We start from the raw sequence: 22,713 nt of genomic DNA, 5'->3' as shown, positions 1-22,713 counted from the left end.
AGCGGGGACAAGTCGTGGGCCGGATACAAAAACGACCCCGCCAAAGAGCCGGCAAGGTCGCAAACTTTTGTACCCATAGCGAGTTAAAACGCCGTCATTTTGGCAGCGGAACGGGCGTATCTGCAAGGGTGGCGAGATAGGCGATGACGTCGGCTTCATCCTGCGGCGTCGGCAAGCCGTTGAACGTCATTTTTGTGCCGGGGATGAACGTCTTGGGGCTGTGAAGAAAATGCGCCAAGTCGTCGAATGACCAGTCGCCGCCTTTTTTCTCCATCGCTGCCGAATATTTAAATCCGGGATATGAGCCTTTTTTGCGATTTACCACGTCCCACAGGTTCGGGCCGACGGTCGGCGTCTGGCCTTTTTCGGATACGTGACAAGCTTGGCATCTTTTGAAAATCGTCTTGCCTTTTTCGGCGTTCGCCTTGGGCAGAAGCGCGATGACCTCTTTGCCGCTGTCTTCGGCCGGAGCGGCAGCCGCCGCTGCACCGCCTGCGGGCGGCGTCGCCGTATCAGCGGGCGCGGCAGCAGGAAGCGTGAAACCCGGTTTCTCGGGCGTATGACCAACGGTCATCTCGATGATCGTGCGGGTTCCAAAAATCAAAAGCAGTGCAGACAGCACGGCCCCGGCAAGTTTCGTGAATTCGAAACTGTCCATCGTCATGTCTCAGCTCCTTGGACGGTCACTCCCCATGACGCGCAATTCAAGGTGACGAGATCGATTTGCGGTATATAAGCTCGGCCGCCCTGCAAGCACGTCGTCGTTTTTTGTAGGAACGTCGATAGCGGTATTGGGGCGATTTGTCACCGAACAAAAGAATTCGATCGCAGTGTCTCAAAAAACGCTCATCCTCATTCCCGCCCGCATGCACGCCACCCGTCTTCCCGGAAAGCCGCTTGCGGATATTCATGGCGCGCCCATGATCGTGCACGTCTGGCGACGGGCGATGGAGGCCGGTCTGGGGCGGGTCGTCGTCGCGACCGACAGTTCGGAGATTTTAGCGGCGGTTGAGCGGGCAGGCGGCGAAGCCGTTATGACGCGAGACGACCACGCCTCGGGTTCGGACCGGATTCACGAAGCGATCATGGCGCTCGATCCGGAGAAAAAAGCCCAGATCATCGTCAATTTGCAGGGCGATCTACCGACGCTCGATCCGGTGCTCGTCACCGGTTGTGTCGCGCCGCTTGCTAATGAGGCGACCGACATCGCAACGCTTGCGGCGGTGATTTCGGAAGACGAAGAGCGCACCAATCCGAACGTGGTCAAAGTGGTCGGAACGCCGATCGGCGAGAACCGGCTGCGCGCGCTTTACTTTACCCGAGCCACCGCACCCCACGGCGACGGGCCGCTCTACCACCACATCGGCATCTATGCTTATAGGCGGGCAAGCCTCGAACGGTTCGTCTCGTTACCGCAAGCGACATTGGAAAAACGGGAAAAGCTAGAGCAATTACGGGCACTTGAGGCGCAAATGCGGATCGACGTCAGCGTCGTTGACACGGTTCCACTCGGTGTCGATACTCCCGCCGACCTTGAGCGCGCCCGACGCCTCATCGCGCCCTGACGTTTCTTTCCCGGACAACCGATCCACCATGACCAAAACAGCAGGTTCCGAAGCCGGAGCCCTCAAAATCTCGTATCAAGGCGAGCCGGGTGCGAATTCGCATCTCGCGGCCCGCGAAGTTTATCCGGATGCCGAAAGCGTCGCTTATCCGACGTTCGAGGATGCGCTCGCGGCGGTGAAGAACGGCGACGCGGACTATGCGATGATCCCGATCGAGAATTCGGTCGCTGGGCGGGTCGCGGACATTCACCATCTGCTGCCCGAGGCCGGGCTCTACATCATCGGCGAGCACTTCCTGCGCGTGCGCCATCAGCTCATGGCGAAGCCGGGCGCGAGCCTTTCGACGATCAAGCGCGTCATGAGCCATACGCAGGCGCTGGGGCAATGCCGGACGACACTTCGCAAGCTCGGTTTGAAGCCGGTGCCGGAAGCCGATACGGCAGGTTCGGCGCGGCTCGTCTCCGAGAGCGACGATCTTTCGACGGGCGCCATCGCGTCGCGCCTTGCGGCGGAAATCTACGGTCTCGAAATCATCAGGAGCGATATCGAAGACCAGTCCCACAATACGACGCGCTTCATAATCCTGGCGAAGGAGCCGGATGACGCCGAGCCCGGCAACGGCCCGGTGATGACGACGTTCCTGTTCCGGGTGCGAAACGTGCCGGCGGCGCTCTACAAAGCGCTCGGCGGGTTCGCAACCAACGGCGTCAACATGACGAAGCTGGAGAGCTATCAGGAGGAGGGGACGTTCAACGCCTCCCGCTTCTTCGCCGATATCGAAGGTCATCCGGTCGACCGGCCTGTGCAACTTGCGCTTGAGGAATTGTCGTTCTTCTCGACGCAGACGCAGATCCTCGGCACCTATCCGGCGAGCCCCTACCGCAAGGAGGCGGCGGAGCTTGCGGCCAACGGCCTCGTCCCGATCAAGCGCGCCGAATAGCGCCGCTGCGCCGGAAGCGAAATTCGGCCGGTAAATCTGCGGCTTGCCTTGTTGTGGAGGCTGTTAGCTTCCGGTGCGGGGAGGGTTGTACTTTTCTGCCGCCCGGCCCATTATAGAAATGGGCTGGCGGCGGACGAGTTCGTCGCCAACCGGGTCAGGTCCGGAAGGAAGCAGCCCTAACGATCAGAAATCGGGTCGTTCGCCAGCCTCTTTACTCGCTCACGAGCGCAATTCGGATCGCAAGGGCGATCCGGCGCTCTCCGCGGGGGCGCGGCTTACCGCGGGTCGCCTTGCTCCCTCGCCCCTTCGGGCGAAAGGTTGTTTCAGGGATCATGGCGAAAAAGAAATCGGAAACGTCTGACGGCGTCGAAGGTTCGGGAAGCACCGAGCCGGCGAAGCCCTATGTTGTGCTGGCGCGGAAGTATCGGCCCGCGACATTCGACGACCTGATCGGCCAGTCGGCGATGGTGACGACGCTGCGCAACGCGTTCGCATCCGGGCGCATCGCACAGGGCTACATGCTGACGGGCGTGCGCGGTGTCGGCAAGACGACGACGGCGCGTATTCTCGCGCGGGCGCTCAACTACGAAGCGCCAGGCTACGACAAGCCGACCATCGACATGCCGGGTCTCGGCGTTCACTGCAAGGACATCATGGAGGGCCGTCATCCGGACGTGCTCGAAATGGACGCTGCCTCGAACACCGGCGTCGATAACATCCGCGAGATCATCGAAAGCGCGCAGTACACGCCACTCGTTGCGCGCACGAAAGTGTTCCTGATCGACGAGGTTCACATGCTGTCGAAGGGCGCGTTCAACGCGCTCTTGAAGACGCTTGAAGAACCGCCATCGCATGTCCGTTTTATTTTCGCGACGACGGAAATTCGCAAAGTTCCCGTGACCGTGCTGTCGCGCTGTCAGCGCTTCGACTTGCGCCGCGTCGAGCAACCGGTGCTGGCTGAACATTTTCAGAAGATCGTCGGCCTGGAAAGTGCTGAAGCTGACGCTGATGCTTTGCAGCTTATCGCACGCGCGGCCGAAGGTTCGGTGCGCGACGGCCTTTCCATTCTCGATCAGGCGATCGCGATGGGCGAGGGGCACGTCACGGCGGCGAAGGTTCGCGACATGCTCGGCCTTGCCGATCGCGCGCGGATTTTTGATCTCGCCGAAGCGCTCTTCAAAGGCGATGTCGCGACGGCCATTCGCGGATTGGAATCGCTGCATCGTGACGGCGCGGAAGCGGCCGAGGTCGTGTCCGATCTGGCTGAAGCCGTGCATGCTATAGCGCGCGTTAAAGCTGTCGGCGAAGAGCCTGCGGGCGAAGCTCTGACGGCGGAAGAAAAGGCGCGCATCGCCGGTCTCGCATCGCGTTTGTCGATGCCGTACCTGTCGCGAGCGTGGCAGATGCTGGTCAAAGGTTTCGATGAGGTTTCGCGCGCGCCCAATCCGCGTGTCGCGGCCGAGATGGTTCTGATTCGGCTTGCGTACACGTCGGATCTGCCGACGCCCGATGAGTTGATCAAAGCGCTCGGCGGCGGGGCTGTTCCCGCGCGGCGTCCGGCATTGCCGGCCGGGGATGCTCCGGCCGGTCAGCGCGGTCCGCTCAATGCGCGCGTTGACGTTCCGGTCGCTGAAAACGATCAGGATGATCTCGGCGACCTCGGTGATCTGGGCGACGGCTTCGAATTCGACGACGGCGAGCCGATTGGCGATGCCGAGGGTGACGAAGTGGCTGCTCCGGCTGTCGCTGCCGGATCGATGAAGTCCGATCCGAGATCATTTGCAGACGTCGTAGCGCTCGCTGGCGAGAAGCGGGATGCGAAGCTCAAGTGGCACCTCGAAGACCATGTCAGCCTCGTCAAGTTCGATGCGGTGGCGGGTTCGATCGATCTTTTCCTGATGCCCGAGGCGCCGCCGGAACTCGCCAACGACCTTCGGGAAAAACTCAACCTCTGGACAACGCGGCGCTGGGTTGTTGTTCTTTCGAAGGATGCCGGTGCGCCGCCTATTGGCGTCGTGCGCCGAGAGCGTGAAGCTCAGGAGCTTGAATCGCTGAAAGCGCATCCGGCGGTGCGTGCGGTTCTGGAAGCTTTCCCGGATGCGAAGATCGCTGAGGTGCGGCGAATTGCTGGGCGCGAGACAGATACGGACAGCGAGAGCGAAGCCGTTTAAAACTTCAGGACGAATTCGGCTCTCTGCCGCGAGGACAATATGAAAGACATTATGGGTATGATGAAGCAGGTGGGCCAGATGCAGGCGCGCCTGAAAGAAATGCAGGACGAGCTGCAGAAGGCTGAGATCGAAGGCCAGGCGGGCGGCGGTCTTGTGCATGTGACGGTCGACGGCCGCGGCGAATTGAAACGCGTGCGGATCGATCCGAGCCTGATGAAGCCGGACGAGGCCGAGATCCTCGAGGATCTCATCGTGGCGGCGGCGACCGATGCCAAGGCGAAAGTCGATAATGTGATGCAGGCGAAGATGGCCGAGATCACGGGCGGTCTGCCGATTCCGCCGGGCATGAAGCTTTTCTGAGTTTTTTCTCGCCCGTCACCCTCGAACGGCGAATTTATGAGCCGTTCGGAGATCCAGCGTAAAACTGCCGAAGGCTCGATACACTTTTGCGTCTTCGACGAGTCTTACGCTGGATCCCCGACCATCATTCGCTTCGCTCACTCGGTCGAGGATGACGGGTAAGAATTTTGAATTAAACCATGTCTCGCAAAACGGCAGGCCCTGAAATCGAACGGCTGGTGCAGCTTCTGGCGCGAATGCCAGGGCTTGGCCCGCGTTCGGCGCGCAAGGCGGTGCTGGCGCTCTTGAAGCGACGCAATGATCTCATGCTGCCGCTCGCCGACGCGCTTCAACAGGCCATCGCCAAAATCACCGAGTGCCCTGTGTGCGGCAATCTCGATACCGTGTCGCCTTGCAGCGTCTGCGCCGATCCGCGGCGCGATGCGAGTTTGATCGTCGTCGTCGAAGAGGTCGGCGATCTTTGGGCGCTCGAACGCGCTAGCATCGTCTCGGCGCGCTATCATGTGCTCGGCGGACACTTATCGCCCCTCGACGGCGTCGGGCCGGAGCGGCTCAATATCGCGAACCTCGTCGCGCGGGCGCAATCGCCAGATGTGAAGGAAATTCTGCTGGCCCTGAACGCCACCGTCGAAGGCCAATCGACGGCGCATTACATCTCGGATCAGCTTCAGAGTACCGACGTTACTGTTTCGCGGCTGGCGCAAGGTGTTCCCATCGGCGGTGAACTCGATTATCTCGACGACGGCACGCTGGCCGCCGCCTTCAAGGCCCGGCGGAAATTATAAGAACTCCGGGAGCGCGGACATCTCACCGCGGAAACGTCAGGCATATGGCGGAAGTCGAAATCGTCAGGCGCGGCGGTAGCGGGCCGAAGTTCGTCACGGGCTCGCTGTTGCGGCACATTCTGGCGATGACCGCTGCCGGTGCGCTCGGCCTGATGGCGGTGTTCGTCGGCGATCTTGCGAATATCTATTTTCTGTCGCGTATCGGTGATGACGCGATCGTCGCCGCCGTCGGCTACGCGAGTTCCATCCTCTTCTTCTCGACGTCGATCGGCATCGGGCTTTCCATCGCAGCTACGTCTCTGATCGCGCCGGCCCTTGGCGCGCAGCGGCGCGTCAGGGCACGGCGGTTGACGGCTAACGCGCACGTGATGGCGTTTGTTTTCTCAGCGATTGCGAGCTTGGCGCTGTGGTTCGCGATCGAGCCGTTGCTGCGGCTGCTCGGCGCCAGCGGGCGGACGCTCGATCTGGCAAGCTTCTATCTCGAAATTCTGCTGCCGACGCTGCCGTTTCTGTCGCTCGGCATGACATCGTCAGCGGTGCTGCGCTCTGTCGGCGATGCGCGTCGCGCGATGAACGTCACGCTGTCGGGCGCGATCGTCAATACGATCCTCGATCTGATTTTCATTGTGCATTTCGGGCTGGGCATCGAAGGCGCGGTGTTGTCGAGTTTGCTGGCGCGGCTGGTGATGATGGTCGTCGGGCTGTGCGGCGTCATCCGCGTCCACGATCTGATGGGACGGCCGAAGATCGCAACGTTGAAGCAGGACGTTGGACCCTATTCGCGGATTGCAGCACCTGCCGTGCTGACGAATATCGCACCGGCCGTCGGTAACGCCTACATTACGCACGCCATTGCGCCCTATGGCGATGCAGCGGTTGCGGCGTGGGCGATCATTGGACGGATCATTCCGGTGGCGTTCGGCGCGATCTTTGCGCTTTCCGGCGTGGTCGGACCGATCATTGGACAGAATTTCGGTGCGGGCTTGCGGACGCGGATGCGCGACGCCTACACGCTCTCGCTGCTGACGATGGCGGCCTTCACGGCAGTTGCGTGGCTCGGTCTTGCGGTCGCGGCCGACCCTCTGGCAAGGCTATTTCATGCAACGGGCGAGGTGCGTGATCTGATCGTTTTCTTCTGCCGCTGGCTGTCGCCGCTGTTCGTTTTCATGGGTGCGATCTTCGTCACGAATGCCGTCTTTAATACGCTGGGTCGGCCGCATGTCTCGACGATTCTCAACTGGGGCCGCGCCACGGTTGGCACTATTCCTTTCGTCATTTGGGGCGGGAAGTTTTACGGCGCAGAGGGCGTGCTCGCGGGTAATTTGGTCGGGGGCGTCGCCTTTGGCTTAATTTCCATATTTGTAGGCTACCGTCTGGTTGCGCGCGTTGGGGAAACGCTGAGACTTTAGCGCGCGCGGCGTTGCACTTTCGGACGAGACGGTCCTAGATCGTGTTGGAAGAGTCGATTGCAGCGCCACGTTGAGCTAACGGAGAGCGGGTGTGGCTATTGCCCAACGCATTCTCGTGACTGGAGCGTCGGGTTTCATCGGACAGCATGTCGTCCGCGTACTGGCGGAGCGTGGCTATAACGTCCGGGCGGCGTCGCGGCACCCCATCGTATTTGACAGTCCTCGCGTCGAGGGCGTCGCCGTCGGCGACATGTCGCGATCGTTCGCCGCGGAATTCCTCGTGCGCGGCGTCGATGCCGTCGTGCACGCGGCCGGGCTTTCGGCGGCGCGGACCGATCTGCCGTCTGCGGCCTATACGGCTATCAATGTTGATGCAACGCGGCAGCTGGCCAGAGCCGCCCGTTCGGCGCGGGTGAAGCGCTTCGTCTTGATGTCGTCGATTCGAGCGCAGGTGGGCGTGACCTATCCTGGGCTCGTGACGGAGGCGACGCCGGCCGCGCCGACGGACGCCTACGGCCGGTCGAAGCAGGCGGCGGAGGCCGTCACGGCGCAGATGCTTGATGGCTCGGCGACGCGTTGGACCGTGCTCCGGCCAGTGCTGGTTTACGGACCGGGCGTCAAAGGCAATATGGCGGCGCTGCTGAAAATCGCCGCTTTGCCGGTGCCGCTGCCGTTCGGGGCGCTCAAAGCGCGGCGGTCGCTGGTCAGCATCGGCAACCTCATCAGCGCGTTGCAATATGTTCTGCAAACCCAAACTGCTGAAAATGCTGCATTTATCGTGGCAGACCCGGGGGCTTTGACGATGGCCGAGATCATTCGTGCGCTGCGGCGGGGGCTCGGGCGGCCGGAAATGCTGCTTCCCGTGCCGGATACATCGCTCGCCCGCCTGCTGCGGCTTGCCGGGAAGGGTGATTTCGCCGACCGGCTAACGGGTGATCTGGTCGTTGACGCGGCCCGGTTGCGCCGGATTGGCTGGGCGCCGCAAGAGACAACCGCCGCGGCGCTCGCGGCCTCTGTAGCGGCGCGGCAACCTGCCGGGGATCAGGTCTCGGAACGGTATAGAGACGCACGCCATTGACCGCGGCTGCGGCCTTTCATATGTCAGGCGCCATGGCCGTACTTCCCATTCTCACCATTCCCGATCCCGTCCTGCGCAAGATCTCAGATCCGGTCGAGCGCGTGGACGATGCCGTCGTCAAGCTGATGGACGACATGCTGGAGACGATGTACGCGGCGCCGGGTGTCGGCCTTGCCGCGCCGCAGGTCGGCGTGCTGAGGCGCGTCGTCGTGCTCGATACCTCGGACGAGGGCGAGCCGCCCAATCCGCTCGCCATGGCCAATCCGGAACTCGTCGCGCTGGGTTCGACGACGCGATTGCACGAGGAAGGCTGTCTGTCCATTCCCGACGTGCGCGTCGAAATCGAGCGACCGGCGGAAGTGACCGTGCGCTACATCGACCGGAACGGCAAAGAGCAGGAGCTTAAGGCCGACGGTTTGCTCGCGACCGCCATCCAGCATGAGATCGACCATCTCGACGGCCAGCTCATCATCGATTTCCTGTCGCGGCTGAAGCGCGATATGGTCATCCGCAAGTTCAAGAAGCAGTCGCGAAGCTAAGGTTTTGGTTGGCGCGTACGACTGACCTCCGGTCAGCCGGCCGCACGCGCGAAATTTGGGTCGTTGATCGCGCCTACAAAAGAGTCCATATGCCATTGAAGATCGTATTTATGGGGACGCCGGATTTTTCCGTGCCTGTGCTCGATGCGGTCGTGGCGGCGGGGCATGAGGTTGTCGCGGTTTATAGCCAGCCGCCGCGTCCGGCGGGACGGGGCATGGCGGAAGCGAAATCGCCGGTGGATCGGCGCGCGGAAGCGCTCGGTATTCCAGTTCGTACGCCGGTGAATTTCAAAAGCGACGACGATCGCCAGGCATTTGCGGCGTTGCAGGCCGATGCGGCGGTGGTCGTTGCCTACGGCCTACTGCTACCGAAAGCGATCCTGGACGCGACGCGGCTTGGTTGTTTCAACGTGCACGCCTCGAAGCTGCCGCGCTGGCGCGGGGCGGCGCCGATTCAGCGGGCGATCATGGCGGGCGATGCGGTCACGGCCGTCAACATCATGCGCATGGAGCAGGGACTCGACACCGGGCCGGTGTGCCTCGGCCGCGATGTTCCCATTTCGCCGGAAATGACGGCAGGCGAGCTGCACGACATCCTGTCGAAGCTTGGCGCGGAACTTATGGTCGAGGCGCTGGGCAAACTCGAAGCGGGGACGCTCGCATGTGTGCCGCAGCCGGACGACGGCGCGACCTATGCCGCCAAGATCGACAAGAGCGAGGCGCGGATTGATTTCTCGCGGTCTGCAAAAGAGGTCGCGGATCACATTCGCGGTTTGTCGCCGTTTCCCGGCGCGTGGTTTGAAATTTCGCTCGGCGGGAAGCCCGAGCGGATCAAGGTTTTGCTCGCGGCTGTTGTCGTCGGTTCGGGTGCGCCAGGTACGCTGATCGACGACCGGTTGACCATTGCCTGCGGCAGCGGTGCGATACGGATCGTGAAGCTGCAGCGGGCCGGCAAGCAACCGATGGCGGCCTCGGATTTTCTGCGTGGTACGCCGGTTGCGGCCGGGACGCCATTTTCCCGTTAATGATATCCGACGTCCGGGCTGCAAAGACCAGCGCTTGAGGCTACAACCCAGTGGTTGGTAGCGGCGAGTGCGAGAATGTTTCGGCAGGTCTGCGTTGTTCTGGTTTTGACGGCTGCTCTTCCAGTCGCGGCCATGGCTGCGGACTTCGGAGCGCCGAGTGGGGCGGCTGGCAGACATCTCGTGCCGGGCGCTGACGTGACGATCGAGGCGGGCGTCAGGGTCATTCGTCCGGTGCCGTTCGATCCCGCGTGGGTGGCCGACGAGGAGACCGAGATTCCCGGCGGGGTCGTGTATCGTGGCGCTGCCTTCTACCGGGTTCCAGGTGTGCGAGCGCCGAAGGCCGTCCATAGAGCGAAGCCTCAAACGCCCGACAAGCAGAACGAAGAATAACTGCCGAACGTTGAGCCCGCGCTCCGGAACGGCTAGGGATGGCGCGACCATCCCTGAGCACCGAGTTTGAATGCCCCGCTATCGCATCACCATCGAATACGACGGAACGCCATTTGTCGGCTGGCAACGGCAGGCGCAGGGCCTTTCGATCCAAGGCCTGCTTGAAGACGCAATCCGCAAGTTCTCGCAAGAGACGGTCGGCGTGCGCGGCGCCGGGCGCACGGACGCGGGCGTGCATGCGCTGGGTCAGGTCGCGCATTTCGACTTGAGCAAAGAGTGGTCGCCGGGCCGCGTTCGCGACGCGATGAACTTTCATTTGCGTCCGCATCCGATCGGTATCGTTGCGTGCGCGGCTGTCGACGCCGAGTTCGACGCCCGTTTCAGCGCGATTAAGCGGCACTACAAGTATCGTCTGCTGACGCGCCGCGCGCCGCCGATCCTCGATCGTAACCGGGTGTGGTGGACGATGCAGGAGCTCGATGCGGGCGCAATGCATGAAGCCGCGCAAGTGCTCGTTGGCAAGCACGATTTTACGACTTTCCGCGCCGCGCAGTGCCAGGCGGCGTCGCCCGTCAAGACGCTCGACAGGTTCGAGATTTCCCGAGACGGCGATGAGATCGTCTGCACCGTGTCAGCGCGTTCGTTCCTGCACCATCAGGTGCGGTCGATGGTCGGGAGCTTAAAGCTCGTCGGCGAAGGAAAGTGGGCTCGGGCGGACCTCGCCAAGGCGCTCGCGGCGACGAACCGGGAGGCGTGTGGGCCCGTCGCGCCGGCGTCGGGCCTTTACCTCGTCGCGGTCAATTATCCGCCCGCAAATGTCACGACGTCTTCGTATCCTCCGTCACCAGCGCCAGAAATTCCTGACGTGTGATCGCGTTGTCGCGGAAGACGCCGAGCATGCGGCTTGTCACCATGTCGGTTCCCGGCTTGAGTACGCCGCGCGTCGTCATGCAATGATGCTCGGCCTTGATTATGACTGCCACACCCTGAGGATGCAGCGCCTCTTCGATCGCATTTGCGATTTGGGCCGTCATTTTCTCTTGGATCTGAAGCCGCTTGGCATAGGCATTCACCACCCGCGCGAGTTTCGAAATGCCGACAACGCGGCCATTCGGAATATATCCGACCCAGGCGCGGCCGATGATCGGCGCCATGTGGTGCTCGCAGTGGCTTTCGAAGCGGATGCCGCGCAGCACGATCATCTCATCGTAGCCTTCGATTTCCTCGAAGGTCTTGTTGAGGATCGCTTCGGGATCTTCGCCGTACCCGCGGAACCATTCCTCGAAGGCCTTGGTGACGCGGGCAGGCGTCTCCTTCAGGCCGTCGCGGTCGGGGTCTTCGCCCGTCCAGCGGAGGATGGTCTTGATGGCGGATTCGACGTCGGCGCGCGTCGGCTTCTTATCTGAATTCATGAGAACACTGAGTTGTTGTGAGAAGACAGTCATACCAACGGGGGCAAACGAAGCGCCCTTATAGACCCATTGGATTTGAGACGGCAAACACCTGTTGCCGCCTCTCTAGATGGGGACCGATGGCCGGTTTGTCGACCCCGCAAGGCCGGACAAGTTAATTTGGCGCTCGCCGTGCCTTTTTAAGCTGATGGCGTGCCCGCCGCCGGGGTGTGCGGCGTTTGGTGCGGATCGGCATGCGGGTCTCTCCGCGGCGACAGTTTCCGCACGACGACGTAGAAGATCGGCGTGAAGATCAGGCCGAAGAGCGTCACGCCGAGCATACCCGCGAACACGGCTGTGCCGAGCGATTGCCGCATCTCGGCGCCTGCTCCTTCAGCAAAGACCAGCGGCACGACGCCCAGGATGAAGGCCAGCGACGTCATCAAGATCGGCCGCAGACGGGTGCGGGCAGCTTCGACGGCGGCGTCGACGCGCGACAGGCCGTTGTCCTCGCCCTGTTTGGCGAACTCCACGATCAAAATGGCGTTCTTAGCCGCGAGGCCGACGAGCACGATCAAGCCGATCTCAACCAGGATATTGCGATCGAGGCCACGGATGTTCACGCCGATCATTGCCGCCAGGATACACATCGGCACGATCAGGATGACGGCAAGCGGCAGCGCCCAGCTTTCGTAGAGCGCCGCGAGCAGCAGGAACACGAAGACGACGGACAGGCCGAAGGCGTAGATTGCGGTATTGCCCGCAAGCTTTTCCTGCAGCGCGATTTCGGTCCATTCGAAACCAAAGCCTTGAGGTAGAACCTTGTCGGCGATCGCTTCCATCGTCGCGATGGCCGTGCCGCTCGAATAGCCGCGCGCAAGCTGAACCTGCACTTCGGCAGACGGATAGAGATTGTAGCGCGGCACGCGATAGGCGCCGGTCGTATCCTGGAAGGTCGCGACCGAACCTATCGGCACCATGTCGCCGTCATTGTTGCGCGTCTTCAGGTTGGAGACGTCGCGCAGCGACAGGCGATATGGGTTGTCGCCTTGCGCTGTGACGCGATAGGTGCGGCCCAGAATGTTGAAGTCATTGATGAAGGCCGAGCCCATATAAACCGAGAGCGTTTCGAACACACGGCTGATCGGAACGCCAAGCTGTTCGGCTTTGGTGCGGTCGATGTCGGCATAGACCTCAGGCGTCCGCACGTTGAAGAGCGTAAAGGCCTGTGTGAAGCCCGGCGTCTGGCCGGTGGCGCCGGCCATTGCCCAGGCTGCGCCTTCGAGCGCGGGCAGGCCGCGTCCCGCTTTATCCTGAACATAGCCTTTGAGGCCGCCGCCGGTTCCGATGCCGGGCACAGAGGGCGGTTCCAGCACGAAAATGAAAGCGTCCTTGAGGGTCGCCATTTGCTGGCGCAGGTCGGCAAGGATCATATCCTTGGTCAGGCCGCTGGCGATGCGCTGTTCGAACGGTTCCAGGCCGACGAAGACGACGCCGGTGTTGGGCGCGTTCGTGAATGTCGCGCCGTCGAAGCCGACGAATTCGACGGCGTTGGCGACGCCTGGCCGATGCATGATGATTTCTGAGGCGCGGCGCACGACTTCATCGGTACGCTTCAAGGTCGAGCCCGGCGGAAGCTGGAAGACCGTGATGAAGTAGGCGCGGTCGAGCTGCGGGATGAGACCCGTCGGCGTCGCCGTTAACCGCTCATAGGTGACGTAGAGCAGGCCGGCGTAGACGACGAGCAGAACAGCGGCGACGCGGATCAAGTTGCGGGTCAGCCAAGCGTAGCCATGCGACAGCGTGCTGAAGGCCCAGTTGAAGCCGGCGAAGAACCAGCGCAGCGGCGCACCGAGGATTGTCGCAATGGGATTGCGCTTTTCATGCTCTCCGGCGTGCGGTTTCAAAAGCAGCGCAGCCATGGCGGGCGAAAGCGAGAGCGAGACCATCAGCGAAATTGCGGTCGAAGCGGCGATAGTAATGGCGAATTGTTTGAAGAAGGACCCCTGCAGGCCGGTGATGAAGGCCGTCGGCAAGAAGACGCCGATCAGCACCAGCGAGATGGCGAGCAGCGCGCCGCCGACTTCATCCATCGTCTTATGAGCGGCTTCCTTCGGCGTCATGCCTTGGGCGATATAGCGCTCGACGTTTTCGACGACGACGATGGCGTCGTCAACGACGATGCCGATGGCCAACACCAAGCCGAACAGCGACAGCGTGTTAAACGTGATGCCGACGAGGCTCATGATGAAGAAGGTGCCGACCAGCGATACGGGGATCGCCAGGATCGGGATGATCGCCGCGCGCCATGTCTGCAAAAACAGGATGACGACGAGGACGACGAGCACCAGTGCTTCGATGAGCGTGTGGATGACGGCGTCGATCGAGAACTGGATGAATTCTGTCGGGTTATAGACGACCGCATAGCCGACGCCCGGCGGGAAGCTCTTCTTCAGGTGCTCCATCTCGGCCTTGACGTTGGCCGCCGTCGCGAGCGCGTTCGAACCCGGCTTCTGGAAGATGACAAGGGCGGTCGCGACCTTGTTATTGAGATAGGCGTTGACGGTATAGTCTTGCGATCCCAGCTCGACGCGGGCGATGTCGCGGATGCGAACGACCGAGCCGTCTGGTTCGGCGTGCACGACGATATTTTCGAACTGATCCGGCGATGACAGACGTCCGAGCGTCTTGACGTTGATCGTGAAGGCGCCGTCGGATGACGCTGGCGGCTGATTGATCGAGCCTGCCGCAACCTGCAAATTGGCGGCCTGGAGTGCCGAGACGACTTCACCTGCGGTCAGACCGCGAGCGGCAACTTTGTCGGGGTCGAGCCAGATACGCATCGAGTAGTCGCGGGCGCCGAAGACCTGGACGTCGCCGACGCCGTCGATGCGGGTCAGCACGTCTTTGACGTAGAGCGTCGCGTAGTTCGAGATGTACTGCTGATCGCGCGTGCCGTCAGGTGAGATCATGTGCACGACCATCATCAGGTCGGGCGAGGCCTTGCGTACAGAGATGCCGAGCCGGCGCACGTCTTCCGGCAGGCGGGGCTCAGCAACCGCGACGCGGTTCTGGACGAGAACCTGCGCCTGATCGACATTGGTGCCCGGCTTGAAGACGACGTTGATCGTCAACTGGCCGTCGCCGGTCGATTGCGAGTTGATGTAGAGCATGTCGTCGACGCCGTTGACTTCCTGCTCGATCGGCGTGGCGACGGTTTCGGCGATGACTTGGGCGGACGCGCCGGGATACGTAGCGTGCACGGCAACCGTCGGCGGCGCGATGTCGGGATATTCTGCGATGGGCAGAAACCGCATCGAGATCAAACCGAGGATCGTAATGATAATCGAGACGACTGCAGCGAAGATCGGCCGGTCGATAAAAAAGTGAGACAGACGCATCGGGCCCTATCGGCGTTGGAAGCTTCAGACGGAATGCTCGTTCAGGCGCGGCGGCGCAGATCAGTTCTGCGCCGTCTTCTCGGGCGGTTTGATCGCACCGGTCGTCGGCGCAACTTTCGTTCCCGGCCGAATGGCGGGGTTTGCGACGCCTTCGATCACGATACGGTCGTCCGGCTTCAGTCCAGAGGTGATGACGCGCAAGCCTTCGTACATCTGGCCGAGCGTCACCGGCGTGGCGGTGACGACGTTATCGGCATTGACGGTATAAAGAATTTTGCTCGCCTGATCGGAGATGATGGCATCGTCGGGAACGAGAAGCGCATCCGCGTCGCCGCCATAAACGGCGATGCGGGCGAAAAGTCCCGGCGTCAGCAGATCGTCTTTGTTAGACAGAACGGCGCGGCCGCGGATGGTGCCTGATCGTTGATTGAAGGCATTGTCGATGAAGTCCATCGTGCCCTCGTGTGCCCAGTCCTTTTCGTCGGCGAGTTTCACGCGGACGGGAACGGGCGCGAGGCGGGATGCGGGAAGCACGCCCGACTTCCGCTTGCGGGCATCGCGCATGTAGTCGGCTTCGGAGGTGTCGAAGACAAAGTGGATAGGGTCGGTCGTGACGATGGTCGCCATCAACGTCGAGTTGACCTGACCACCGATCACGAGGTTGCCGACGTCGATTTTCTTGTCCGAGACGCGGCCGGAGATCGGAGCGCGCACTTCCGCCCATTCCAGATTGAGCTCGGCCGATTTGAGATTGGCCTTTGCCGACATCACCTGGGCTTCGGCGACGCCGAGGCTCGATTTGCGCTGCTCGTAAACCTGTTCGCTCAAAACTTTCGTTTCGACGAGCGGGCCGGCGCGTTCGAGATCGGCCTTGGCAAATTCGACCTGGGCCTGCGTGCGCGCGACATCCGCTTTCGCGGCTTCGACGGCGATCTGGAACGGCCGTTTATCGAGCGTGAAGAGGAGATCGCCCTGTTTTACGATCGTGCCTTCCTTGAAATTGACCTGATCGACGTAGCCGCTGACGCGCGGGCGCAGCTCGACGCGGGCGACGGCTTCGAAGCGGCCGGGAAATTCGTCCCAAGTCTTGATGTGCTTCGCGATCGGGGGCGCCACGGTGACCGGGAACGCCGGTGGCGCGCTCTGCGCGCTTGCAGATTGGACGTTGCTTGCAATGAAGGCCATCGCGGCCAGCACGGACAAGGCCGAGCATCGAGGCTTAAGCCTCACAAGGGCGGTGGTCGTCGTCATTTTTTCAGAATCCACAGGCGAGAATTTTCCACGGCGCGCCGACGCCAGTGGACAATAGTACACCACATGCATTCCGACGATCCGAAATTCAATGATGTTGACCATCATTATGGCCCATCTCATTGCGGGCAAAGGGCATTTCGCCCCGAGATAGTGGCCATAAAGCCTCGATCGAATGAGAGGCTTTCAAAACTTGGATTTCAGTAAGCCGCTCAATCCCAGTAGAAATGCCGCGATCGTTTGCAGGCTGTATGAAACTACGACACGAAAATAACGAAGGCGTATGCAGGTTTTTTGCCTGCATACGCTTTCTCGTTCCAAGTATGATTTTCGCGCTAAAGCAGCGTGCCTCTGAGCACGAGCATGGCGACGCTGAAGTAGATCATCAGGCCGGTGACATCGACGAGCGTTGCGACAAACGGGGCTGACGCGCTCGCGGGGTCGAAGCCAATGCGTTTCAGCAGAAACGGCAGCATTGCGCCGGCAAGCGAGCCGAAGGTGACGATGCCGATGAGGCCGAGCCCAACGGTCAAGGCGACGAGCTGCCAGTGCGGGCCGTAGTCGAAGATACCGATCGTCTGCCACAGCGAAATGCGCGCGATGCCGATGATGCCGAGGATGGTGCCAAGCGTAATGCCCGTCGGAATCTCGCGGATGGCGACGCGCCACCAGTCACGCAGCCGGATCTGTCCGAGCGCGAGCGCACGAATGAGAAGCGACGTCGACTGCGAGCCGGAGTTGCCGCCCGAGCTCATGATCAGCGGAATGAAAAGCGTCAAGACCACCGCTTTTTCAAGCTCGTCGGAATAATGCTGCATCGCGCTCGCTGTCAGCATTTCGCCGAGGAACAAAGCGCAAAGCCAACCAGCACGCTTCTTGATCATCTCCAGGAAGCTGATTTCCAGATACGGCTCGGCGATGCCTTCGACGCCGCCGAACTTCTGCACGTCTTCGGTACTCTCATCGAGGATGGCGTCGATCACGTCATCGACGGTGACAATGCCGAGCACGCGGTGCCGGGCGTTGAGAACCGGAACAGCGAGAAGGTCGTGGATCGAGATCAGCCGTGCGACTTCTTCGCGATCGGTGTCGGGATCGACCCAGATCGGATCGCGATCGGGCGCGACATCCAGAATGGGCTGATCGGGTTCGCCGGTAATCAACTGGCGCAGCGTGACGGTGCGCACGAGGACGCGCGACGCAGGATCAATAACATAGATCGCATAGACGGTTTCGCGTGTGTGCTCGACCTCGCGGATCAGCCGCAAGGTGTCGGCGACCGTGAAGGTCGAGGGGACGCTGACGAACTCAGTCGTCATGATGCTGCCGGCGGTGCCCTCATGGTAGGCGAGCAGCAGTTTCAGGGATTGGGCGGTCTCGAAATCGAGAAGCGACAGCAGCTTCGTGCGGTCGGTACCGTCGAGCTGACGCAGGAGGTCGGCCGCGCGGTCGGCGGACATGCCGGTCAGGACCTGGCCTGCAAACTCCTCTGGGAGTTCGAGGATCAGGTCGCTGGCGCGAGACAGCTCGGGGCGGTCGAAGATTTCGACGACGCGGTCGAGCGGAAGCTGCGACAGAATTGACGCAGCCGTTTCGAGGTCTTCCTCATTGAGCTGAGCGACAATGTCGGCGTCGTGCTCTTCGAGCAACTCGACCAGAACGATCGGGTCGACATCGTCGCCCGATGCTTTGCGGATATTTTCCATGGCTCACCTTCCGATCCGCCGTCGCACGGATCGCGGGAGCCGACCAACGGTCAGTCCACGAGCCTCGACGGCCGGGGCAATCGACTACTGTCGCTAGACAAGGGTTGGGTTCCTTCGGATTCACGGCGCCTTAAACGGGGGCGACCGCGCGGTTCACATGAGCCGTTCGGGAGTAATAGTCAAGATCAACACGTTCGATCTTTTGGATTTTTACCTCGGCCGGACGGCCAGGGTGATGGCTCACAGCAGAATTATGGAGATGGTGTCCGCGACGGCCTTGCGCACGCCGAGATTTCGTCGGCAAACTCGGATGGCTTTGGGATTTGCGGCGTGTGGCACATGGGTGGCACCAGAACAAGCACTCCCGATCTGCTGGAACCGGGGACACACGTGTTCTCCGGCACCGTCCGGGTGTGGGGCAACGATTATGCTGAGCTCCATACCGACAGTGGCGTTACCATTCAGCTTGTCACCCAGGGGCTTCATGCCTTGCGAGATGGCGAGCGGATCACGGTTGTGACGCGGCGGTATCGGCCGCTCTATCAGATCGAAGAGGTGTTGGACGCCTGACGAGCACGTTTTGGCCCAGCTATCCTTAGCGGGCTGCCAGGATTTGCCAGCCCGTCCAAGTAAGCGCAAAACATATCGGCCAGAGCACCGGCAAAGGCCTTAATTTCCGCCGGGGTGCGCGGCGTTTCCGAGAACTGCTTTCCGACGGTGCTGAGCGTCGTCTTGATGAGTTTGGCTGCTAACGATTGCTGCGACTTCGAGGCATGGGGCAATGCTTCACGCATGAAATTGTCCATCGCTCGTGCGCTCGATGCTCTCGCCTCCTTTGCTTCCGGGGCATTGCGGTAGAGAGGGGCGGCGTCGTCCAACGCGACACGGACTGCGGCTTCGTCGCATTCCGATCGGATAAAGGTATGCACGAGCGTCCGGAGTCGTTGAAGCGCCGGTTTGCGTGAGTCGCCGAGAATGCTGCTCAACAACTCTGTCGTCTGCCGCCACTCGTCGCACTGGAGACGGAAGAGGATCGCCGCCTTGTTCGGAAAATACTGATAGAGCGAGCCCACGCTGACTCCAGCTCTTTCGGCGACCCTCGCAGTTGTGAAACGCTGCGCGCCTTCTTTCGCTAAAACCTGAATAGCAGCGTCCAGAATGGCCGTCACAAGCTCGGTGGAACGGATCTGCCTGGGTTCTTTTCGCGAGGAAATTTGGGTTCTTTTTTTTCGAGACATGGGCGGCGTGGGAAATGCGAATAGTGAATGCGATGGATTAATCGTATTCTTGATCGGGCGGAAGACTGATCAAAAGTCGTAGGAGAGATTACGATGAATACGCTGACTACTCCCCCTGTTGGACCGCTTCTTGATAGCCTCTTTGAAGTAGCCAGCGCCGTCTCGCCGACGGACAGTCCTGATTTTGCGGACCTTTCGTCCGAAGAACATGCGCGACTGATGAGCAGCAAGGTTGGTTATCGGGATTTCTATCGGAGACTAAAGGATTTCCCGCTTGCTGTCTCGCGGGAGACGGGAACGTTGCTCTACATGCTTGCGCGCGGATGCCGGGCGCGATCGATCGTCGAATTCGGAATGTCATTCGGCATTTCGACACTGCACCTCGCCGCGGCGCTTCGAGACAATGGCGGAGGCCGTCTGATTACGAGCGAGTTCGAGCCATCGAAAGTGGTAAAGGCACGCGAAAATCTGACGGCGGGCGGTGTGATTGATCTGGTCGAAATTCGGCAAGGCGATGCGCTTCAGACGCTGAACGCCGATCTTCCCGAGGTGATCGACCTCGTGCTGCTGGATGGTGCCAAAGCACTTTACCCGGAAATTCTAAGCTTGCTGGAAAGCCGCCTCAGGCCGGGCGCCTTCGTGATCGCCGATAACGCCGATTACAGTCCCGACTATCTCGCTCGCGTGCGATCGACGTCGAATGGTTATCTTTCGACGCCGTTCGGGGACGATGTGGAAGTGTCGATGAGGCTCGGCTGATAAAAATTCGCACCGTGCCAGTTCTCCTGCACGGTGCGAATGGTCTTGTTTTGCTGCCGGCCGCTTAGAACGCCGCGTCGATGTCGACGATGTCGATCAGCTTGTGGTTCACAAACTCCTTGATGCCGAGGCCGAGCAACTCGCGGCCGTATCCTGAGCGCCGGACGCCGCCGAACGGCAGGTCGGCCTTGACCATCGTCGGATGGTTGACGAACACCATGCCGGTTGAGATGCGTTTGGCGACTTCGGCGCCATGAGCGGGGTTCGACGTGAAGACCGAACCGCCAAGGCCGAACGGCGAGTCGTTGGCGATGCGGACGGCATCGTCTTCGTCCTTAGCCTTGAAGATCATCGAGACCGGACCGAAGAACTCCCAGTAACGGGCCGGGTTGTCTTCGGCGATGTCGGTGAGGATCGTCGGCTGCAGGAATGCGCCCTGGTTGGGGACGCTCGGGCCGACTTCGATCGCCTTGGCGCCGTGCGCGACGGCTTGGCGGATCTTGTCCTTGAGGTCATCGACGGCTTTCTGCGACGAGAGCGGCGCAAGCGTCGTGTTGGGATCCATCGGATCACCGGCGCGCAGCTCGGAAACGCCCTTAACGTAACGTTCCATGAAGCCGTCGTACGCCGGCTCTTCGATAATCATGCGCTTGGAGGACACGCAGACCTGGCCGGCATTCCAGTGGCGGCCGAACACGGCCCACTTCGCGGTCTTGTCGAGGTCGGCGTCTTTCAGGACGACGAAGGCGTCGGCGCCGCCGAGTTCCATCGTTGACTTCTTGAGTGCCTTGCCGGCTTCAGCCGCAACGATCGAACCGGCGTATTCGGAGCCGGTGAGAGCGACGCCGTGAACGCGCGGATCGTTGAGGACCACGCCGACGTGGGGATGGTCCAAGAAGAGATTGATGAAGGCGCCGTCCGGCAGACCAGCTTCCAGCATGAGGCTTTCGAAGGCCATAGCAGATTGCGGAACGTTGGCTGCGTGCTTCAGCAGGATGACGTTACCTGCCGAGAGCTGGGGCGCGATGATGCGAGCGATCTGGTAGTAAGGGAAATTCCACGGCTCGATCGCGAGGATGATGCCGAGCGGATCGCAAACCAGAACGGCCTCGCCTTCTTCCGGATCTGCAACCGGAAGCTTTTCCGGAGCCAGCAGTTTCTCGGCGTTCTTGGCGTAATATTCAAAGATGCGGGCGGAAAGCTCAACTTCGGCTTTCGCTTCGGAAAGCAGCTTGCCCATTTCGATCGTCAGGATCGGCGCGTACTTATCGACATCGCGGCGCAGGAGGTCCGCAGCCTTCTGCATGATGCGCGCGCGTTCGCGAAACGACGTCTCGCGCCAACTGAGAAATGCATCATGGGCTTTATCGATGGCCTGTTTGATTTCGGATTCGCTGGCCGTCGGAAAGGTCTTCAGGACTTCTCCCGTATAGGGGTTGGTCGTCACGAACTTCATCGTTTGTCCTTCCTAGGATTATCGTCTTGTTTTCCCGATCAGCGCGGGCCGAAGCTCTCAGGACTGATTTTTGGAAAGTGCGGGATGAACTAAGGGTTGCCCGGCGGTCGGGGAAAATATTGAGGTTCAGTGTTTGGAGAATACGACTATGGTTCAAGACAACGTTGATGCAGAGCAATTCTAGGCTCGGTCCTAACCGGACGAGCGTTGTCACCGCGTATCGCGATAAGTGACAATTGCTGTGAAAAACGCCGGTATTTTTTTGGACGCTGTGGGCAAGTGAGAGGAGCGCGCTGTTGCTGACGCTTAGCGCGCTCTCTGATATGGTACGGTCTGCTATGCATTCAGCGCGCCGCGCAACAATCCTCCAAAAGGCGCGAAATTTCAGACTGGCTATCTTGCTTCAACCCAGGGTGGTTGGCCGTGGGTCGTCAGATCATGCCGCCGTTCGCGCGCAGCACTTGACCGTTGATCCAGGCGCCTTCCGGGCCTGCGAGGAACGAGACGACATTGGCGATGTCTTCCGAAGTTCCGAGGCGTTCCATCGGGTTCATCTTCGCCATTTTGTCGATCAGCTCATCAGACTTGCCATGAAGGAAGAGTTCGGTCGCGACCGGACCGGGCGCAATGGCGTTGACGGTGATCGACCGGCCGCGCATTTCCTTCGCCATGATGCCTGTCATAGCTTCGACGGCAGCCTTGGTGGCGGCGTAGATGCCGTAGTTCTCAAGCTTGAGCCCGATGACGCTGGTCGAGAAATTGATAATGCGACCGCCGTGGCGCAGGTGCTTGCCGGCCTCTCGCATGGCATTGAATGAGCCTTTAAGGTTGATCGCCACTTGGCGATCGAATGTGGCGTCGTCGGCATCGGCAATCGATGAGAGCGCCATGACGCCCGCATTGTTGACGAGCACGTCGATACCGCCGAAGGCTGTTTCTGCCGATTGAAACATGCGGCACACGTCTTCTGGCTTTGATACGTCGGCCTGGGCTGTCACGGCCTTGCCGCCCGCCTTTTCGATCTTTCGCACGACGTCATCGGCTTGGGCGGCGCTGCCGGCATAATTGACGACGACCGTGAAGCCATCCTTGGCGAGACGCTCCGCGACGGTCGCCCCGATGCCGCGTGACGCGCCCGTGACGATGGCGACCTTGTTCTGGTTGACGGTCATTTTCCCTTCTCCTTTGAAAAAGTGCGCCGAGGCGCCTCTGCTGGAAGATGTATCTTTCAGCTTGGCGTATAATCTGG

The 22,713-nt window shown here is 61.0% G+C and carries 21 protein-coding genes and 1 other RNA gene; 14 read left to right on the top strand and 8 right to left on the bottom strand.

Going from position 1 to position 22,713, the window contains the following annotated elements; all coding sequences use genetic code 11:
• Positions 1-94: 94 nt before the first annotated feature.
• Positions 95-664, bottom strand: coding sequence for a c-type cytochrome (locus RLW55_RS01535; RefSeq protein ID WP_409562152.1), 570 nt, complete (start codon positions 662-664; stop codon positions 95-97).
• 166 nt (positions 665-830) lie between these two features.
• Here RLW55_RS01535 and RLW55_RS01530 point away from each other — a divergent pair, with 166 nt between their 5' ends.
• From RLW55_RS01530 to truA, 12 genes are all read left to right on the top strand, one after another.
• On the top strand, positions 831-1,565 hold the full coding sequence (locus RLW55_RS01530) for a 3-deoxy-manno-octulosonate cytidylyltransferase (protein WP_423415359.1): 735 nt from the start codon (positions 831-833) through the stop codon (positions 1,563-1,565).
• Between the two features lie 28 nt (positions 1,566-1,593).
• Positions 1,594-2,505 carry a prephenate dehydratase gene (locus RLW55_RS01525; protein WP_409562153.1) on the top strand — a complete coding sequence of 304 codons (912 nt, stop codon included), beginning with the start codon at positions 1,594-1,596 and terminating at the stop codon, positions 2,503-2,505.
• Positions 2,506-2,623: 118 nt separating this feature from the next.
• Positions 2,624-2,719, top strand: an RNA gene (gene ffs / locus RLW55_RS01520) — signal recognition particle sRNA small type.
• Between the two features lie 118 nt (positions 2,720-2,837).
• A complete protein-coding gene (locus RLW55_RS01515) occupies positions 2,838-4,676 on the top strand; it encodes a DNA polymerase III subunit gamma/tau (protein ID WP_423415358.1) in 1,839 nt (612 codons plus the stop codon).
• 39 nt (positions 4,677-4,715) lie between these two features.
• A complete protein-coding gene (locus RLW55_RS01510) occupies positions 4,716-5,036 on the top strand; it encodes a YbaB/EbfC family nucleoid-associated protein (protein ID WP_423415357.1) in 321 nt (106 codons plus the stop codon).
• Positions 5,037-5,215: 179 nt separating this feature from the next.
• Positions 5,216-5,821 carry a recombination mediator RecR gene (gene recR / locus RLW55_RS01505; protein WP_024275366.1) on the top strand — a complete coding sequence of 202 codons (606 nt, stop codon included), beginning with the start codon at positions 5,216-5,218 and terminating at the stop codon, positions 5,819-5,821.
• A 44-nt stretch (positions 5,822-5,865) separates the two neighbouring features.
• Positions 5,866-7,230: an MATE family efflux transporter gene (locus RLW55_RS01500; RefSeq protein ID WP_423415356.1), complete on the top strand. Its 1,365-nt coding sequence runs from the start codon at positions 5,866-5,868 to the stop codon at positions 7,228-7,230.
• Between the two features lie 91 nt (positions 7,231-7,321).
• The gene (locus tag RLW55_RS01495; RefSeq protein ID WP_423415355.1) at positions 7,322-8,308 is read left to right on the top strand and encodes an NAD-dependent epimerase/dehydratase family protein; all 987 of its coding nucleotides are present in this window, start codon (positions 7,322-7,324) and stop codon (positions 8,306-8,308) included.
• A 32-nt stretch (positions 8,309-8,340) separates the two neighbouring features.
• A complete protein-coding gene (gene def / locus RLW55_RS01490; protein WP_041300646.1) occupies positions 8,341-8,847 on the top strand; it encodes a peptide deformylase in 507 nt (168 codons plus the stop codon).
• 89 nt (positions 8,848-8,936) lie between these two features.
• The gene (fmt, locus tag RLW55_RS01485) at positions 8,937-9,872 is read left to right on the top strand and encodes a methionyl-tRNA formyltransferase (protein WP_423415354.1); all 936 of its coding nucleotides are present in this window, start codon (positions 8,937-8,939) and stop codon (positions 9,870-9,872) included.
• A 75-nt stretch (positions 9,873-9,947) separates the two neighbouring features.
• The gene (locus tag RLW55_RS01480) at positions 9,948-10,262 is read left to right on the top strand and encodes a hypothetical protein (RefSeq protein WP_423415353.1); all 315 of its coding nucleotides are present in this window, start codon (positions 9,948-9,950) and stop codon (positions 10,260-10,262) included.
• A gap of 70 nt (positions 10,263-10,332) precedes the next feature.
• Positions 10,333-11,133 (top strand): tRNA pseudouridine(38-40) synthase TruA, encoded by an 801-nt coding sequence (gene truA / locus RLW55_RS01475; RefSeq protein WP_423415352.1) that lies wholly within the window; start codon positions 10,333-10,335, stop codon positions 11,131-11,133.
• Here truA and folE read toward each other — a convergent pair.
• The 4 genes from folE to mgtE all read right to left on the bottom strand — a co-directional run bounded on the left by folE (position 11,081) and on the right by mgtE (position 18,011).
• Positions 11,081-11,674 (bottom strand): GTP cyclohydrolase I FolE, encoded by a 594-nt coding sequence (gene folE / locus RLW55_RS01470; RefSeq protein ID WP_024275372.1) that lies wholly within the window; start codon positions 11,672-11,674, stop codon positions 11,081-11,083. The genes truA and folE overlap by 53 nt on opposite strands.
• A gap of 179 nt (positions 11,675-11,853) precedes the next feature.
• A complete protein-coding gene (locus tag RLW55_RS01465) occupies positions 11,854-15,054 on the bottom strand; it encodes an efflux RND transporter permease subunit (RefSeq protein ID WP_423415351.1) in 3,201 nt (1,066 codons plus the stop codon).
• A 60-nt stretch (positions 15,055-15,114) separates the two neighbouring features.
• On the bottom strand, positions 15,115-16,305 hold the full coding sequence (locus RLW55_RS01460; RefSeq protein WP_414461730.1) for an efflux RND transporter periplasmic adaptor subunit: 1,191 nt from the start codon (positions 16,303-16,305) through the stop codon (positions 15,115-15,117).
• Between the two features lie 335 nt (positions 16,306-16,640).
• Positions 16,641-18,011 carry a magnesium transporter gene (mgtE, locus tag RLW55_RS01455; protein WP_409562162.1) on the bottom strand — a complete coding sequence of 457 codons (1,371 nt, stop codon included), beginning with the start codon at positions 18,009-18,011 and terminating at the stop codon, positions 16,641-16,643.
• A 339-nt stretch (positions 18,012-18,350) separates the two neighbouring features.
• Between mgtE and RLW55_RS01450 the strand changes: the two genes are divergently transcribed.
• The gene (locus RLW55_RS01450; protein WP_409562163.1) at positions 18,351-18,581 is read left to right on the top strand and encodes a hypothetical protein; all 231 of its coding nucleotides are present in this window, start codon (positions 18,351-18,353) and stop codon (positions 18,579-18,581) included.
• On the opposite strand, the gene RLW55_RS01445 is transcribed toward RLW55_RS01450, so the two are convergent.
• Complete coding sequence (locus RLW55_RS01445; RefSeq protein ID WP_423415350.1) at positions 18,554-19,249, bottom strand: TetR family transcriptional regulator; 696 nt, start codon at positions 19,247-19,249, stop codon at positions 18,554-18,556. The genes RLW55_RS01450 and RLW55_RS01445 overlap by 28 nt on opposite strands.
• 93 nt (positions 19,250-19,342) lie before the next feature.
• Between RLW55_RS01445 and RLW55_RS01440 the strand changes: the two genes are divergently transcribed.
• Positions 19,343-20,008, top strand: coding sequence for an O-methyltransferase (locus RLW55_RS01440; RefSeq protein WP_423415349.1), 666 nt, complete (start codon positions 19,343-19,345; stop codon positions 20,006-20,008).
• A gap of 64 nt (positions 20,009-20,072) precedes the next feature.
• Here the strand turns inward: RLW55_RS01440 and RLW55_RS01435 are convergent, their stop codons facing one another.
• Together RLW55_RS01435 and RLW55_RS01430 are read right to left on the bottom strand one after the other, a co-directional pair.
• Positions 20,073-21,464, bottom strand: coding sequence for an NAD-dependent succinate-semialdehyde dehydrogenase (locus RLW55_RS01435; RefSeq protein WP_409562166.1), 1,392 nt, complete (start codon positions 21,462-21,464; stop codon positions 20,073-20,075).
• A 431-nt stretch (positions 21,465-21,895) separates the two neighbouring features.
• A complete protein-coding gene (locus RLW55_RS01430; RefSeq protein WP_414461735.1) occupies positions 21,896-22,636 on the bottom strand; it encodes an SDR family oxidoreductase in 741 nt (246 codons plus the stop codon).
• Positions 22,637-22,713: the final 77 nt, after the last annotated feature.

The organism is Hyphomicrobium sp. B1 (assembly GCF_049532635.1).
In the GTDB taxonomy this organism is placed as follows: Bacteria; Pseudomonadota; Alphaproteobacteria; order Rhizobiales; family Hyphomicrobiaceae; genus Hyphomicrobium_B.
Note: the sequence above shows the minus strand (reverse complement) of the source record. Positions and strands in the feature narration are given on the sequence as shown.

What these genes read in the sequence shown, in the direction of transcription:
- RLW55_RS01480 (WP_423415353.1), top strand. Translation starts at nt 9,948, where the DNA reads ATGTTTCGGCAGGTCTGCGTTGTTCTGGTTTTGACGGCTGCTCTTCCA.
- RLW55_RS01515 (WP_423415358.1), top strand. Translation starts at nt 2,838, where the DNA reads ATGGCGAAAAAGAAATCGGAAACGTCTGACGGCGTCGAAGGTTCGGGA.
- recR (WP_024275366.1), top strand. Translation starts at nt 5,216, where the DNA reads ATGTCTCGCAAAACGGCAGGCCCTGAAATCGAACGGCTGGTGCAGCTT.
- RLW55_RS01525 (WP_409562153.1), top strand. Translation starts at nt 1,594, where the DNA reads ATGACCAAAACAGCAGGTTCCGAAGCCGGAGCCCTCAAAATCTCGTAT.
- RLW55_RS01445 (WP_423415350.1), bottom strand. Translation starts at nt 19,249, where the DNA reads ATGTCTCGAAAAAAAAGAACCCAAATTTCCTCGCGAAAAGAACCCAGG.
- def (WP_041300646.1), top strand. Translation starts at nt 8,341, where the DNA reads ATGGCCGTACTTCCCATTCTCACCATTCCCGATCCCGTCCTGCGCAAG.
- mgtE (WP_409562162.1), bottom strand. Translation starts at nt 18,011, where the DNA reads ATGGAAAATATCCGCAAAGCATCGGGCGACGATGTCGACCCGATCGTT.
- RLW55_RS01510 (WP_423415357.1), top strand. Translation starts at nt 4,716, where the DNA reads ATGAAAGACATTATGGGTATGATGAAGCAGGTGGGCCAGATGCAGGCG.
- fmt (WP_423415354.1), top strand. Translation starts at nt 8,937, where the DNA reads ATGCCATTGAAGATCGTATTTATGGGGACGCCGGATTTTTCCGTGCCT.
- RLW55_RS01500 (WP_423415356.1), top strand. Translation starts at nt 5,866, where the DNA reads ATGGCGGAAGTCGAAATCGTCAGGCGCGGCGGTAGCGGGCCGAAGTTC.
- RLW55_RS01440 (WP_423415349.1), top strand. Translation starts at nt 19,343, where the DNA reads ATGAATACGCTGACTACTCCCCCTGTTGGACCGCTTCTTGATAGCCTC.
- RLW55_RS01430 (WP_414461735.1), bottom strand. Translation starts at nt 22,636, where the DNA reads ATGACCGTCAACCAGAACAAGGTCGCCATCGTCACGGGCGCGTCACGC.
- RLW55_RS01465 (WP_423415351.1), bottom strand. Translation starts at nt 15,054, where the DNA reads ATGCGTCTGTCTCACTTTTTTATCGACCGGCCGATCTTCGCTGCAGTC.
- RLW55_RS01460 (WP_414461730.1), bottom strand. Translation starts at nt 16,305, where the DNA reads ATGACGACGACCACCGCCCTTGTGAGGCTTAAGCCTCGATGCTCGGCC.
- RLW55_RS01450 (WP_409562163.1), top strand. Translation starts at nt 18,351, where the DNA reads ATGGGTGGCACCAGAACAAGCACTCCCGATCTGCTGGAACCGGGGACA.
- folE (WP_024275372.1), bottom strand. Translation starts at nt 11,674, where the DNA reads ATGAATTCAGATAAGAAGCCGACGCGCGCCGACGTCGAATCCGCCATC.
- truA (WP_423415352.1), top strand. Translation starts at nt 10,333, where the DNA reads ATGCCCCGCTATCGCATCACCATCGAATACGACGGAACGCCATTTGTC.
- RLW55_RS01435 (WP_409562166.1), bottom strand. Translation starts at nt 21,464, where the DNA reads ATGAAGTTCGTGACGACCAACCCCTATACGGGAGAAGTCCTGAAGACC.
- RLW55_RS01535 (WP_409562152.1), bottom strand. Translation starts at nt 664, where the DNA reads ATGACGATGGACAGTTTCGAATTCACGAAACTTGCCGGGGCCGTGCTG.